The organism is Sphingomonas sp. Leaf257, from assembly GCF_001422185.1.
In the GTDB taxonomy this organism is placed as follows: Bacteria; Pseudomonadota; Alphaproteobacteria; order Sphingomonadales; family Sphingomonadaceae; genus Sphingomonas; species Sphingomonas yabuuchiae.
Genome location: NZ_LMMH01000033.1, coordinates 215,202 through 229,736, shown reverse-complemented (window position 1 = coordinate 229,736; position 14,535 = coordinate 215,202). Strand labels below are relative to the sequence as shown.

General features: G+C 66.8%; 15 protein-coding genes. 3 read left to right on the top strand and 12 right to left on the bottom strand.

Annotated elements, in window-relative coordinates:
- Positions 1-151 precede the first annotated feature (151 nt).
- The 7 genes from ASF14_RS15505 to ASF14_RS15475 form a co-directional block, all read right to left on the bottom strand.
- Entirely contained in the window at positions 152-736 is a 585-nt protein-coding gene (locus tag ASF14_RS15505; RefSeq protein WP_082442284.1) for an ABC-type transport auxiliary lipoprotein family protein, read from the bottom strand.
- 20 nt (positions 737-756) lie between these two features.
- Complete coding sequence (locus tag ASF14_RS15500; RefSeq protein WP_056436954.1) at positions 757-1,719, bottom strand: MlaD family protein; 963 nt, start codon at positions 1,717-1,719, stop codon at positions 757-759.
- Positions 1,719-2,636: an ABC transporter ATP-binding protein gene (locus ASF14_RS15495; protein WP_056436951.1), complete on the bottom strand. Its 918-nt coding sequence runs from the start codon at positions 2,634-2,636 to the stop codon at positions 1,719-1,721. The genes ASF14_RS15500 and ASF14_RS15495 overlap by 1 nt, the downstream gene beginning before the upstream one ends.
- Positions 2,636-3,742, bottom strand: a complete 1,107-nt coding sequence (locus ASF14_RS15490) for an ABC transporter permease (RefSeq protein ID WP_056436948.1) — start codon at positions 3,740-3,742, stop codon at positions 2,636-2,638. Before ASF14_RS15490 ends, ASF14_RS15495 begins: the two co-directional genes overlap by 1 nt.
- A gap of 97 nt (positions 3,743-3,839) precedes the next feature.
- The gene (locus ASF14_RS15485) at positions 3,840-5,045 is read right to left on the bottom strand and encodes a DUF445 domain-containing protein (protein WP_056436945.1); all 1,206 of its coding nucleotides are present in this window, start codon (positions 5,043-5,045) and stop codon (positions 3,840-3,842) included.
- Between the two features lie 264 nt (positions 5,046-5,309).
- The gene (locus ASF14_RS15480) at positions 5,310-8,516 is read right to left on the bottom strand and encodes an efflux RND transporter permease subunit (RefSeq protein WP_056436942.1); all 3,207 of its coding nucleotides are present in this window, start codon (positions 8,514-8,516) and stop codon (positions 5,310-5,312) included.
- A gap of 1 nt (position 8,517) precedes the next feature.
- Positions 8,518-9,696, bottom strand: coding sequence for an efflux RND transporter periplasmic adaptor subunit (locus ASF14_RS15475; protein ID WP_056437205.1), 1,179 nt, complete (start codon positions 9,694-9,696; stop codon positions 8,518-8,520).
- Between the two features lie 219 nt (positions 9,697-9,915).
- On the opposite strand from ASF14_RS15475, the gene ASF14_RS15470 reads away from it, so the two are divergent.
- Complete coding sequence (locus ASF14_RS15470; RefSeq protein WP_056436940.1) at positions 9,916-10,668, top strand: SIMPL domain-containing protein; 753 nt, start codon at positions 9,916-9,918, stop codon at positions 10,666-10,668.
- A 141-nt stretch (positions 10,669-10,809) separates the two neighbouring features.
- Here the strand turns inward: ASF14_RS15470 and ASF14_RS15465 are convergent, their stop codons facing one another.
- From ASF14_RS15465 to ASF14_RS15455, 3 genes are all read right to left on the bottom strand, one after another.
- Positions 10,810-11,067, bottom strand: a complete 258-nt coding sequence (locus ASF14_RS15465) for a GlsB/YeaQ/YmgE family stress response membrane protein (RefSeq protein WP_042483991.1) — start codon at positions 11,065-11,067, stop codon at positions 10,810-10,812.
- A 150-nt stretch (positions 11,068-11,217) separates the two neighbouring features.
- Positions 11,218-11,517 (bottom strand): CtrA inhibitor SciP, encoded by a 300-nt coding sequence (gene sciP / locus ASF14_RS15460; RefSeq protein ID WP_056437202.1) that lies wholly within the window; start codon positions 11,515-11,517, stop codon positions 11,218-11,220.
- 95 nt (positions 11,518-11,612) lie between these two features.
- Positions 11,613-11,843, bottom strand: coding sequence for a hypothetical protein (locus ASF14_RS15455; RefSeq protein ID WP_056436937.1), 231 nt, complete (start codon positions 11,841-11,843; stop codon positions 11,613-11,615).
- 177 nt (positions 11,844-12,020) lie between these two features.
- Here ASF14_RS15455 and mnmA point away from each other — a divergent pair, with 177 nt between their 5' ends.
- Both mnmA and ASF14_RS15445 read left to right on the top strand, forming a co-directional pair.
- The gene (gene mnmA / locus ASF14_RS15450) at positions 12,021-13,118 is read left to right on the top strand and encodes a tRNA 2-thiouridine(34) synthase MnmA (protein ID WP_156361241.1); all 1,098 of its coding nucleotides are present in this window, start codon (positions 12,021-12,023) and stop codon (positions 13,116-13,118) included.
- 15 nt (positions 13,119-13,133) lie between these two features.
- Complete coding sequence (locus tag ASF14_RS15445) at positions 13,134-13,406, top strand: UvrB/UvrC motif-containing protein (protein ID WP_056436930.1); 273 nt, start codon at positions 13,134-13,136, stop codon at positions 13,404-13,406.
- Here the strand turns inward: ASF14_RS15445 and ASF14_RS15440 are convergent.
- On the bottom strand, positions 13,397-13,780 hold the full coding sequence (locus tag ASF14_RS15440) for a VOC family protein (RefSeq protein WP_056436927.1): 384 nt from the start codon (positions 13,778-13,780) through the stop codon (positions 13,397-13,399). The two genes, ASF14_RS15445 and ASF14_RS15440, sit on opposite strands and share 10 nt — an antisense overlap.
- 37 nt (positions 13,781-13,817) lie before the next feature.
- The gene (locus tag ASF14_RS15435; protein WP_056436924.1) at positions 13,818-14,531 is read right to left on the bottom strand and encodes a DUF4163 domain-containing protein; all 714 of its coding nucleotides are present in this window, start codon (positions 14,529-14,531) and stop codon (positions 13,818-13,820) included.
- Between the last annotated feature and the right edge of the window lie 4 nt (positions 14,532-14,535).

Below are 14,535 nucleotides of genomic sequence, written 5' to 3'. Positions count from 1 at the left end.
CGCTGAAATTCAAAAATCCTCCCCGGTACGGGGAGGTGGCAGGGCGCAAGCCCTGACGGAGGGGGGCTTCCAAAAAGGTCATCCCTCGCGGCGATCCCCCTCCACCATGCTACGCACGGTCCCCCTCCCCGCTAGCGGGGAGGATCAGCTCTTACCGCCCTACCCAGTCGGACACTTGCTGGGCGACCTGGTTCGCCGCCTGGTTCAGCGCCGGGCCGACACTCTCATTGTCAATCTTGCCGACCGGCACCCGCGCCTCGAAACGGCGCTTTTCGATGTTCGTCTGGCCGTCGCGTTGCAGCGTGGCGTCGAACACCACGGCCGCATCACGACGGGTGGCGTCCATGCCGAACTGGCGCAGCTCACCGCCCAGACGGTCGCCCGGATCGCCGATGGAGTCGCGCGGCGACAGGACGATGCGCCCGGCCCGCGCGGTCAGCGTGTCGGCCATCAGCCGGGCGAACAGCCGCGTCGGCGGCTCGGCCCATTGCGCGTCCTTCACATAGGCGATGCTGGTCGCATTCTCCTGCACCGGCACGCGCGCGGTCGCCAGTTCCTGCGGCGAGGACGGCACCTGGATGGTGATCGACTTGGCCGGTCCAGAATCCTGCGTCTGCCCCACGCTCGGCGCGGACTGCGCCTGGAGCGTCAGCAGCGAGGGCGGCGGCTTGGCGCCGAAGCTGATACAGCCGGCGAGCGGAAGCGATGCGAGCATCACGATCAGCGGAGTCTTCATGACGGTCCTCATCGGCATCCTCACTTGCCCTTATAGTCCGGCAGCTTCTGCTGCCCGATCAGTGACCCTGCGCCCTGCTGGTCGACCTTTTCGGCGACCGCCGACAGCGACTGGGTCATCACGCGCAGGTCCTTCACCAGACGATCCACCTCGGGCACGGTCTGCTTCGAGAAGGTCTGCAGGCCCGGCCGCGCATCGCCGATCGCCGAGTTCAGCGTGTCGGCACTCTTCTGCGCCGAGGCGATGGTGCGGTTCAGATTGGCGATGGTCGGCTTCACATCCTCGGCCAGGATGCCGTTGGTGGTCGCCGCCAGCTGGCCGATGGACTGCGCCGCGTCACCCGCCTGCTGAATCGCCACGCGGGTCTGGGCCAGCGTTGCGGCGATCTCAGGCCCGCGATCGGCGAGCGCATCGGTCAGGCGGTTGGTATTGTCCAATATGCCCGCGATCGACGCCTGGTTGCGATCCGACAACAGCCCGGTCAGCCGCTCGGTCAGCGTCGACAGCCGCTCCAGCAGCTGCGGCGCGGAGTTCAGGATCGCGCCGATGCCGCCCTGCTTGGTCGGAATGACCGGCACGCCATAGGGGCAGACGGTCTTGTTTTCCGGCTGCGGACAGGTGATCGGCGGCGCGCCCTTGCGGGCACCGTCCAGCGAGATGGTGCTGGTGCCGGTGAAGCTGGCCGAGATCGACGCGGTCGTCCCCTGCAGGATCGGCGTCTGGTCCTTCACCGCGACGCGAACCCGCACAAATTGCGGATCAGGACGCCACAGCGCGATTTCCTTCACCTGGCCCGAGGGCACGCCCGAATAGGTGACCGCCGAGCCCTGGGCCAGGCCATCCACCGACTGGCGGAAAAAGATGTCATATTCCTTCTCCGACGTGCCGCCCAGACGGGCGATCCAGACGGTGAAGATGGCCAGCACTGCGAGCAGGATCAGCACGACAGAGCCGACAAGGACGTGGTTCGAACGGGTTTCCATCAGCGTGTCCCTGCTTCGCCTCTCGCATGGGCATCGGCCGCATTGCCCTGGGAATGCTGTCCCGTGGCATGGGCGTCGACTTCGGTGGGGTGGCGCGCGGCATCGGCCTCGGCCGAACGGGGGCGGATGTCCGCCACCTCATCCTTTGCGGCGACGGCGGCGCGGCCGCGCGGTCCCTTGAAATATTCCTCGATCCACGGATGGTCGAGCGCGATCAACTCGTCGATCGTACCGACGGCGATCACCTTCTTGTCGGCCAGCACCGCCACCCGGTCGCAGATCGCATAAAGCGTATCGAGATCATGGGTGATGAGGAAGACGGTCAGCCCCAGCGTCTTCTGGAGCGACGCAATCAGCTGGTCGAACGCCGCCGCACCGATCGGGTCGAGGCCCGCCGTCGGCTCGTCGAGAAACAGGAGTTCGGGATCGAGCGCCAGCGCACGCGCCAGCCCAGCCCGCTTCTTCATGCCGCCCGACAGCTCGGCCGGATATTTCGGCCCGGCATCGGCGGGCAGGCCGGTCATCACGACCTTGTAGGACGCGATCTCGTCCATCAGCGCCGGAGGCAGGTCGCGGTAGAATTCGCGAAGCGGCACCGCGACATTCTCGGCCACGGTCAGCGTCGAGAACAGCGCGCCGCCCTGGAACAGCACGCCCCAGCGCTTGCGCACATCGACCGCCTCGGTCGCCTCACGGCCGATGGTCGGCTCGCCGAACACGGTGATCTCGCCCTCATCGGGGGTCTGGAGGCCGATGATCGTGCGCATCAGCACCGACTTGCCGGTGCCCGACCCGCCGACCACGCCCAGAATCTCGCCCTTGCGCACGTCGAGATCGAGGCCGTCATGGATGACCTGCTCGCCGAAGCTGTTGCGCAGGCCCCGGACCTGGATCAGATGTTCGTCCTGCTCGGCCATCAATCCCATCCGATCCAGGTGAAGAAGACCGCGAAAAAGGCGTCGAGCACGATGACCAGAAAGATCGCCTGCACCACTGCGGCGGTGGTGCGCAGGCCGACCTGCTCGGCATCCGACTTGACCTGCATGCCCTGGAAACAGCCCGCAATCGCGATGATCGCGCCGAACACCGGGGCCTTGATCAGGCCGACATACAGGTCGGTGATCGGCACGACTTCGCGGATGCGCGCGATGAAGGTGACGGGTGGAATACCCAGCGATACCGCCGCGAGGAAACAACCGCCGATCATCGCGATCAACGACGAATAGAAACCGAGCAGCGGCATCAGCGTGACCGCCGCGATGGTGCGCGGCACGACCAGCGCCTCCATCGGCGACACACCGATGACGCGCATCGCGTCGATCTCTTCGGTCAGCTTCATCGTGCCCAGCTGCGCGGCAAAGGCCGAGCCGGAGCGACCGGCGACCATGATCGCGGTCATCAGCACGCCCAGTTCGCGAAGCGTCAGGCGGCCGACCAGGTTGATCGTGAATACCTCGGCACCGAACTGGCGCAACTGCACCGCCCCCTGCTGCGCGATGACGATGCCGATCAGGAAGCTCATCAGGCCGATGATCGCCAGCGCGGAGACGCCGACCGTCTCGAACTCATGCACCACCGCGTTGAAGCGGAAGCGGCGTGGATGGCGGATCACCGCCAGCCCGGCGAGCACCGTCGCGCCCATGAAGCCGAGCAGGCCGTACAGCGTCTGGAAGGTGGCAACGACCGCATCGCCGACCTCGCCCGCCACGCGCGCGAAGGGGCTGACCGGCTTGGGGCGCATTGCGACCGGCTGATCCGCCTCGGTCACCTTGGCGAACAAGTGGCGCTGGTCGTCGTCCAGACCGTCGATGGCGGCATCGTTGCGCGCGGCGAAGCGGTGGATCAGCCAGGCACCGACCGTGTCGATCCGGTCCACCTGCGACAGGTCGATACGCCGGACCGTCGAATCTTCGCGATCCAGCCGATCGGGCAGGTCGCCCAGGGTCGCCAGCGAAAGGCTGCCGGTGAAGCGCAGCGCTCCTCCGTCGGCCGGGTCATGTTGATAATCGGCCTTGGCGTTCATCAACTGCCTCTTTGCGGGAAAGCGGGTGTATCGACAAGGCGCTTCGTTCCCACGACGAATCGACTGGCGGCAGTAATTATACGACAGCGTGACGTTTTCATAGGAGGCGATCCAGCAGATGCAGGATCAGGCCGACACTGCCGCCCACCAATGTCCCGTTGATGCGGATATATTGCAGGTCGCGGCCCACCGCATTTTCCAGCCGTGAGGTGACGGTGTCGGCATCCCAGCCGCGCACCGTCTCCGACACCAGCCGGACGATGCCGTCGCCATAATCCGCTGCGATGCCCGCCGTCGCGCGGCGCACGAAGCGGTTGATCGTCGCCGCCAGCCGGGGATTGTCCTGCAACGTCTGGCCCAGCTGGCGCATCGCATCGCCCAGCCGCCCGGCGGTCACCGCCTGCGGATCGCGCGCCATGCGCAGCAGGGCCTCGCGCGCCTGCTCCCACAAGCCGTCCAGCCAGCGCTGCATCGCTGGATTGGCGATCAGCTCGGCCTTCATCGCCTCCACCTTCGCCCGCATGTCGGGATCATATTGCAGGTCCCAGGCAAGGCGATCGAGCCCTTCCTCGATCTTCTGGCGCAGCGGATGCTCGCGATCCTCGGCGACGTCGTGGAGCAGCTTGTGCAGCCCGTCGATCAGCTTGTCGGCCAGCGTCTCGTCCAACCCGGTCCAGCGCAGGATCGCACCCGCCCGCTCATGCACCATCGCCCGGACGATCGCTTCGTTGGCGTCCAGCGCGGAGGCAGCCCAGCGCAGCACGGAATCGAGCAGGGGCAGATGCCGCCCTTCGGCGATGCTGGCCTTCAGCAACTGGCCCAGGATCGGCGCGACCTCGGTCGTGCGCAGCCGCGCGCCAATCCCCGCCTTGACCATGCCGCCCAGTCGCTGCGGGTCGAAGGCGGTCAGCATTTCGGCGAACAGGCGCGACGCCCCGCGCCGGATACGCCCGCCCTCCTGCGGCGGTTGCGCCAGCCAGCGCCCCGCCGCGCCCGCGACGTCGAGCCGCACCATGCGCCGCGCGACGACACGCGGGACCAGGAAATTGGTGCGCAGGAAATTGGCGAGCGTGTCGCCGATCCGATCCTTGTTGCGCGGCACGATCGCGGTGTGCGGGATGGGCAGGCCCAGCGGATGGCGGAACAGAGCGGTCACGGCGAACCAGTCCGCCAGCCCGCCGACCATCGCCGCTTCGGCAAAGGCGCGGACATAGCCCCAGGCGGGATGCACCGGCTGCAGCCCACGCGACACCAGATACAGCGCCGCCATGCCGACCAGCAGTCCGGTGGCCAAGACCCGCATCTTCCGCAGGGCGGCTGGAACGGTCTGGCTACCCCCCGATCGCATTGCGAGTTCCATCAATCAGGACAATTCGCGAAGCGCGGCTTTGTTCAAGAGGAATCTTTCCCGAGCGTAACGAATGCGGGGCGACCTTCTATTCCTCCCCTGCAAGGGGAGGTGGCGCGCGAAGCGCGTCGGAGGGGTGTAACCCTATCGGGAGCGCGACACCCCTCCGTCAGGCCTTCGGCCTGCCACCTCCCCTTGCAGGGGAGGAATATTTGCCCCTCACTCCGCCGGATCGTAACCCAGCTTGCCTGTCGCGGGCGGCAGCGCGGGTCCGCCCGCAGGCCCTTCGATCACCGGCCCGCCGCCCAGTTCGTCGCCGGGCTTGTAGGTCAGCAGGCGTCGGCCCAGGCGCGGCCCGATCCAGCGTTCGACACCGACCGAAAGGCTGAAGGCGGCGGGCACGATCAGCAGGGTCAGGATCGTCGACAGCGCAAGCCCGCCGATCACCGTCACGCCCATCGGGCTGCGCCACGATCCGTCACCGCCCAGCGACAGCGCGGTCGGGACCATGCCCGCGACCATCGCGACCGTGGTCATGACGATCGGCTGGGCGCGCTTGTGCCCGGCATCGACCACCGCCTCATAGATGGGAACGCCCTTGGCGATCTCCTCCAGCGCGAAGTCGATCAGCAGGATCGAGTTCTTCGCGACGATGCCCAGCAGCATCAGCAGGCCGATATAGACCGGCAGCGACAGCGGATTGCCGCTGAAATACAGCGCCAGCAGGCCCCCCAGCGGGGCGAGCAGCAGCGACGCCATGTTGACGAAGGGCGGCAGGAAGCGGCGATAGAGCAGCACCAGCACCGCGAAGACCAGGAACACCGCCGAGATGATGGCAGTGAAGAAGTTGGCCATCATCTCCGCCTGCATCTTGGCCTGGCCCAGCACCATCTCGCCGACCCCCATGGGCATGTTCTTCATGATGGGCAGGTCGTGGACCTTCTTCATCGCGTCGCCGCTGATCAGGCCCTTGGCGAGGTCGGCGCCGACCGTCACCTGACGCCGCTGGTTCACGCGGTCGATCTGGGTCGGCCCTGCGCCCAGACCGATATCGGCGACGACGCTCAAGGGCACCGAGCCGCCGGTCTGGGTCTGCACCGGCAGGTTCTGGATGGTCGACAGGCGCGCGCGCGCATTCTGGTCCAGCGCGACGCGGATCGGCACCTGGCGATCGGACAGCGAGAAGCGGGCCGAATTCTGGTCGATATCGCCCAAGGTCGCGATACGGATCGCGCTCGACAGCGCCTGCGTCGTCACGCCCAGATTGGCCGCGAGGTCGAGGCGCGGGCGGATGACGATTTCCGGCCGGTCGACATTGCCGACGATACGCGGCGCGACGAGGCCCGGAATGGTGCCCATCTGCTCGACGATCTTGTTCGCCGTATCGCGCAGCACGGCCGGGTCGTCGCCGCCCAGCGTGATGGTCAGGTCACGCCCGCTCGAACCCCAGCCGAATTGCGACTGGAACGACACGCGCGCATCGGGGATCGCGGCCAGTTCGGGGGCCAGCGAGCGTTCGAAGTCGGTGCTCTTCATCGAGCGATCCTCCTTCAACGTCGCGACCACGCGGCCATTGCCGACATTGGTGCGGGCATAGACCGACTCCACGTCGGGCTGCTTGCTCAGGAAGTTCGCGACCCGCTTCACCACCGCATCGGTCTGGGCCAGCGTCGTGCCGGGCACCATCTCGATCTTGGCGACCGCCCGGTCATTGTCCTGCGGCGGCTGGAAGGTCTTGGGGATGATGGCGAACATCGCGATGGTCAGCGCAAAGGCGCCGAAGCCGATGCCGATCACCCACAGGCGATGGTCGCGGAACCGCCCCAGCAGGCGACGCAGACGCCCGCGCTTCACGCCATCGGTCGGCCGGTCATAGCGAAGCGACCAGCGCAGCGTCGCCATATAGGCGTCCATCAGCCTGCCCTCGCCATGGCTGGCATGGCCTGCGGACTTCAGGAAATAGGCCGCGATCATCGGCGTGATCAGGCGCGCGACCGCGAGGCTCATCAGCACCGAGACGACGACGGTCAGGCCGAAATTCTTGAAATACTGGCCCGGAACGCCGGGCATCAGCGCGACCGGCAGGAACACCGCGACGATCGCCATGGTGGTCGCCAGCACGGCGAGGCCGATCTCGTCCGCCGCGTCGATCGACGCCTGATAGGCGGATTTGCCCATGCGCATGTGGCGGACGATATTCTCGATCTCCACGATCGCGTCGTCGACCAGCACACCCGCCACCAGGCTGAGCGCCAGCAGCGTCATCTGGTTCAGCGTGAAGCCCAGCAGGTCCATGAACCAGAAGGCCGGGATCGCCGACAGCGGAATGGCCAGCGCCGAGATCACCGTCGCGCGCCAGTCGCGCAGGAAGATGAAGACGACGATGACGGCCAGCACCGCGCCCTCGATCATCGCATGGATGGCGCTTTCATATTGCGCCTCGGTGTATTTCACGCTGTTGGAGCGGAGGACGAACTTCACCTCCGGGTTGCGCTTTTCAAGGTCCTTCAGCTTCTGGACGGCGCCGTTGAAGACGCTGACGTCCGAGGCGCCCTTGGCCCGCTGGAAGTCGAAGCTGATGACCTGCCGCCCGTCGACCGCCGCCTGCGAACGCTGTTCGGCGTAAAGGTCGCGCACGGTGGCGATGTCGGCGAGGCGCACGGTGCGGCCGCCACGCACATTGATCTGGGTCTGGCCCAGGTCATAGGCGTTGCGTGCATTGCCCAGCACGCGAACCGCCTGTTCGGTGCCCGCGATTTCGGCGCGGCCACCGGCGGCGTTCAAGTTGGTCATGCGCAGCTGGGCGTTGACCTCGCTGGCGGTCAGGCCCTGCGCCTGGAGCTTCAGCGGATCGAGGATCACACGGATCTCGCGCGTCACGCCGCCGTTGCGGATGACCTTGGAGAGACCTGGAACCGACAACAGCTCCTTGGTGACGTTGTTGTCGATATACCAGCTGAGCTGTTCGGGCGTCATGTTGGACGCGACCGCCGAATAGCTGGCAAGGTCGTTATCGGTCGAATCGACGCGGATCACCTGCGGTTCGAGAATGCCGTCGGGCAGCATCGAGCGGATCTGGGTGATCGCATCGCGCGCATCGCTGACCGCGCGGTCGATCGGCGTGCCGATGTCGAGCTGGACCAGCGTCTGCGACGTGCCCTCGGTCACGGTCGAGGTGATCTGGTCGACGCCTTGCAGGTTCCGCAACGCCGCCTCGACCCGCTGGGTGACTTGCGTCTCCAGTTCGGTCGGTGCCGCACCCGGCTGGTTCACGACGACCACGACGATCGGGAAATCGATATCGGGGTCGTTGTTTACGTCCATCCGCATGAAGCTGACGATCCCCGCCAGCGTCAGCGCGACGAACAGGACGATCGGCGGAACGGGATTCCGGATCGCCCAGGCCGAGATGTTGCGGAAACTCATCTTACTTGGCCTCCTGGCCTGCAAGGATCGGGCGGACCAGCTGCCCGGCCGCCAGGAAGCCACCCGCCGAACGCACCACCCGCTCAGTCCCGTTCAGGCCCGAGGCGATGGTCACGCCATCGTCCGACACCTGACCGATCTTGACGTCACGGCGCGCGACCTTGTTGTCGGCTCCGACGATATACACGAAACTGCCCTTGTCGTCGCTCTGGATCGCCGAGTCCGGCAGGACCGGGGCATGGCCCGCACCGCCGCGGATCGTCGCCGCCGCGAAACCGCCGGGCCGCAGCGCCGGGTCATAGGAAAGGGCGACGCGCGCGACACCCTGACGCGTCTGCGGGTCGATGACCGGCGAGACCTGCCACACTTCGCCCTTGAAGCTCTTGTCGCCGCCGACCGGGGTCACGGTGGCGGGCGCGCCGACCGACAGGCCGACCAGATCCGCCTCGGCCAGCTGCGCGCGCAGCTCCATCTGCCCGCCCATCGCCATGCGGAACAGCACGCCCGAGCCCGAGCTGACGATCTGGCCCGGCTCGGCGGCGCGTGTCAGGATCAGCCCCTCGGCGGGCGCGCGGATGTCGAGGCGGCCGTTGCGCGCCTGCGCCTCGCGGAAAGTCGCCTGCGCCGCGCGGACGCGGGCGGCGGCGGCATCGCGGGTCGCGGTGCGGCGCTGGAGATCGGCCTTGGAGATGAAGCCGCGATCGACCAGCTGCTGGGCACGGTCGAGTTCGGCCTGCGCGATCTGCTGGTCCGACTGCGCGACCGACACCTGCGCGTTCAGCGCCGAGGCGGTCTGGGTCTGGACCGAGCGGTCGACGGTGGCCAGCACCTGCCCCGCACGGACCCACTGGCCCGGCTCGACCAGGACGCGGGTGATCATACCCCCCTCGCCCGCGACGCCGACCGGCATTTCGCGGCGCGCGGCCAGCGTGCCGGTGGCCGAGATCACGCGGCTGACCGCCTGCTGACCAGGAACGACGACGGTGATGTTAGGCACCTGCGTCCCCGCCCCGGCCCCTTGTTCCGCCTCATGCTTCTTGGGCGCGAACAGCAACCAGCCCGCCAGCGCCAGCACGATGACCGCCACGACGATCCAGATCCAACGCCTGCGCGGCGTGGATACCGGCCCCTCCAGCTCCAGATGCCGGCCGCCACCGATCGCCCCCGTCTCGTAATTCATGTTCGTCATCGATCCCCGAACCGCATCCATCGTGCGCGCATTGCCGTGCAGGATGCGCTCATCCCCGCTGTGTTATAGAAATATAGCACACCACTCAAGTGTCTTTTGGTACGCCGGAATTGCGGCGGCTCCAAGGTGGATGCCATGCGTTCATCGCCTGTTTTGCCATGAGGCGCCAAAGCCTTGGCCCATAGTCGTGAGACGATCATCACAAGGGAGATGTCGATGAGGAAATACCTGCTTCTGGCCGCGATGGCCCCCGCCGCGCTGGCGCCGCTGACCGCCGCTGCGCAGACCCAGTCTGCCCCCACCACGGTCGAACCGCTGGTGCCCGCCGCCGGGACGGTGCTGGACGTGTCGGCGGAGGGGCGCACGACCCGTGTGCCGGACCTGGCCACTATTCGGGCCGGAGTGGTCAGCCAGGGTGCGACCGCCGCTGCCGCCCTGTCCGACAATGCGCAGCGCATGGCGCGGGTGCTGGCCGCCGTGAAGCGCGCCGGGATCGCCGACCGCGATATCCAGACCGCGACCGTGCAGCTCCAGCCGCAATATCGTTATGGCGACAATGTGCCGCCGGTCATCACCGGCTATCAGGCGACCAACACGCTGAGCGTCCGGTTCCGCGACGTCGCCAGGTCGGGCAGCGTGCTCGATGCGCTGGTGGCGCAGGGGGCGAACCAGATCGACGGCCCCAATCTGTCGATCGACAAGCCCGACGCCGCGCTGGACGAAGCGCGGGCCGACGCGATCCAGCGCGCGCGCGCCCGCGCCGAGCTTTACGCCAAGGCGGCGGGCCTGCGCGTCGCGCGGATCGTCTCGATCACCGAAAATGGCGCGGATGCGGGCGGCCCCCAGCCGCCGATGATGCTCCGCGCCTCGGCGATGCGTTCGGACGCCATGGAAAAGACCAGCATCGCGCCGGGTGAGCGCGACGTGACCGTCAATGTCTCGGTCCGTTTCCTGCTGAACTGACCGATCACGCCCCCATCGCCTTCATGGCATGGGGGCGAACTTTCCGGCGGGCAGATAGCGGCCCGCACCATACCCGACACACGAAAAGAGCCGCCCGGTTTCCCGGACGGCCCTTTCTGGCTCAATGAGCGAATGCGTTGTTTAACGCACCCGACCGCGACGAACCAGGTTCACGATCGCCAGCAGGACGACAGCGCCCAGCAGCGAAACGAGGAACGAGGTCAGCGTCAGACCGGCGTTGTTGATCGAACCGCCTGCGAAGATCAGGCCGCCGATGAACGCGCCGACGACACCGACGACGATATTCAGGAAGATGCCCTGCTGAGCATCGGTACGCATGATGATGCTGGCCAGCCAGCCAATGACACCACCGACGATAAGCCACAGGATAATACCCATTGTCTTTCCCTCCGTTGGGCCCGCGAGCGGGACACGGGGAAAAGACGTGCGAATGTGGCTATTGTTCCGTGGCCGTACCGGCAATTCGACGAAGCGTTTTTGAAAAAGTCAACGATGCGATCGTTTTTATTCCGCCCTGGGTGTCGGGGCTCAGTATTTCTGCTGGCGCTCGTAGAGCGAGCGATAATGCTGGATGCGCGTGACGCGCAGGCCCGGCATTCCCGAGCGATCGATGGCGCGCTGCCACCCGGCAAATTCCTCGACGGTCAGGCCATAACGGTCGCAGACCTCGTCCACCGAAAGCAGCCCGCCATTGACGGCCGCCACCACCTCCGCCTTGCGACGGACGACCCAGCGCGTGGTGCTGGGCGGCGGCAGGTTGTCGAGCGTCAGCGGTTCGCCGAGCGGCCCGATTACCTTGGCAGGGCGGATCTTCTGGTTCTCGATCATCATCAAACCTCGTCGGGGCTCCCTACCCCATGTCGTCTGCAGGGCCGCTCTACCATGTGCCCTTGAACATCGCCTAAAATCGAAAGGTTAACGGATCATTCATTCCTGTTCCATCCGACGATGGCCCGCGCCATCGGCCCGTTGAACGCCCCGTCCAGCGGGGCGAACAGCATCGGATCGGGGGACACGCGGGCGAAACCGGCCTGCACCGCCGCGGTCGGGCTGGCCGCCTGCCGCGCCGTCGCACCGACCATCAGCACGGCCAGGTCCGGCGGCAGCACCGTCAGTTCGGTATCCCGATCGAAACGGTTGAAACTCAGGTCCAAAAGCGCGGTCCAATCCCGGTGGGTGAGTGGCCTTGTTATCGACGGGATATGAAAGCCGGGTAAAGGCCCAAAACTATTCTCCCTATTTTACGACGCTTGCCCCTTCATCAATCGGGTGGACGCTCCGCTTTTTTGCATGACGCGCGCGAAAGGCGTATGGGGGCCACCATGGAGCAGATGGTGGACTTTCAGCTTGGGGGCGATCCCCGGGCCAAGCGGATCGTGGTCGCGATGTCGGGTGGCGTCGACAGTTCGGTCGTGGCCGCGCTCGCCCATGCCACGGGGGCCGAGACGATTGGCGTCACCCTGCAACTCTACGACCATGGCGAGGCGGTGGGCCGTGCGGGCGCCTGCTGTGCAGGCCGCGATATCCGCGACGCGCGCGCCGTGTGCGATCGCCTGGGCATCGCGCATTATGTCTTCGATCACGAAGATAGTTTTCGCACCCAGGTGGTCGATCGCTTCGCCGACGAATATCTGGCCGGGCGCACGCCCATCCCCTGCGTCCAGTGCAATATGGGGCCGAAATTCACCGACCTGCTGAAGCTGGCGCGCGATCTGGGCGCGGACTGTCTGGCGACCGGTCATTATGTCCGTCGGGTCGAGGGGGTGAACGGCGCTGAGCTGCATCGCGGCGCCGATCCCGCCCGCGATCAAAGCTATTTCCTGTTCGCCACAACGCAGGATCAGCTGAACTTCCTGCGCTTCCCGCTGGGTGCGCTGCCAAAGTCGCGGGTGCGCGAGATCGCCGCCGAACTGGGGCTGGGCGTCGCGGCCAAGCCGGACAGCCAGGACATCTGCTTCGTGCCCGATGGCGACTATGCCGGGCTGGTGAAGAAATTGCGTCCGGAAGCGGATACGCGCGGCGATATCGTCGATCTGTCGGGCGCCAAGCTCGGCGAGCATCGCGGGCTGATCCACTATACGGTCGGCCAGCGGCGCGGGCTGGAAATCGGCGGCAGCCCCGAGCCGCTCTATGTCGTCCGGCTGGAGCCCGACACCAAGCGCGTCGTCGTCGGCCCGCGCGTCGCGCTGGCGGTGGAGGCGGCGCGGCTGACGGCCATGAACGTGCTGGGACCGCTCGACGGCCCGCTTCTTGCCAAGGTCCGCTCCATGGCCAAGCCGGTGCCCGCCCGCATGGTCGACGACCGGCTGGTGTTCGATGCGCCCGAATATGGCGTGTCGCCGGGCCAGGCGGCGGTGCTCTATGACGGCGACCGCGTGCTGGGCGGCGGCTGGATCGCCGAGACCGAGGCGGCACGCATCGCCGCCTGAGGCGTTGGTCCGGGCATGACCGCCCCGACCCTCGAAGAACTGCGCCGCCAGATGGAAGCGGCCGCCGAACGCCTCGACTTCGAGGAGGCACGGGCCCTGCGCGACCGGATCAACCTGTTGCGCGGCGACGCGGAGGATGTCGCGGTCGACACCAGCGGCCTGACCCGCCAACGACCCGGCGCCATGGGCCTGGGCACCAGCCAGTCGCGCCCCGAACGCCCCGAAGGCTGGGTGCCGCCGAAAAAGCCCGATCCGATGACCAAGGGACGCGGGCGACGTCAGGGGTGACCCTTGATCCGCCATGGCGGGAAGCGCCGATTGCTTCCTGCCTGAAACAGGCAAAGCTGATTACCGGCAGGGTCGCGCAGCCGTGCCTCCCGCCAGAGCCAACGCTGGTCTTCCGGACCCGACTCCAACGTGCCGCCCTGTGCCGTGAATCGGGCGGCGGCAGCATCCACGTCATCGACCTCGAAATAGATGATCGGCCCATCGCCGGACACGTCGCTTTGCAGGTGGATGGAGAAGGTCGCATCCCCTTCCGGCATTTCGAACCGGGCATATTCGCCGCGCGACGAGACGATCAGGCGCAGACCCAGATCGCAGTAGAAGCGGCCGCTGGCCTCGAAATCGGTCGCACCGACCGTCACCTGATTCAGCCGCACCCTTTCCCCCCTCCACCATTGCCTCTACCGGATCATATCACCCCCGCACCGCAAACGCCCCGCGATATTCCGGCTTCACCGTCCCCAGGATGGCCCGCGTTACCGGCAGCGTGACCTCATACGCCCCCTCGGCATAGGAGCCCGCGACATAAGGGTCGGCGATCAGCCCGATCCGGTCAATCGCGCGGCCATTGGTCGAGCCCAGCAGCATGGTCAGGTCCTTCAACGGCGGGCAGGCGTTCATCAACGATAGATCGCCTTGATTACGCTTCACCTGCTCAGCCTTGAGCCTCGCGCAATAGTCGGTGCGGATCGCAGTTTGGAGCGCGGGCAGCGACGTGAACACCGCCTTCGGGTCCAGCCGCCGCCCCACCGCCTTGTCCCAGACCAATTCATGGGAGGCGGGCGAGCCATGCGCGCCGCCGGTGAGACTATAGCTGTTGCCCAACAGGCTCAGAAAACGCGGTGTGTCGGTCACGACCTTCCACGTCTTGTCGAAGGAGTAGCGGTTATAAGGAAAGCCCGATTGTTTCGCGTCGCGACGACCGGCGGCCCCGTCGCGCGCCGCCTTCGCCTGGATGCGCGCGCGGTCGGCGTCGAGCCACGCCTTCAGCCCTGCGATCCGGCCAGCGGCGGCGGGATAGGCATAGCTGAATTCATAGTCGGCGGTCTTGGCCTCGCGTGTCACGACCTGCGCCACGGCGGGGCTGGCGGCGCCGATCAAAGCCAGCGCTATCATCACCTTACGCATCCTT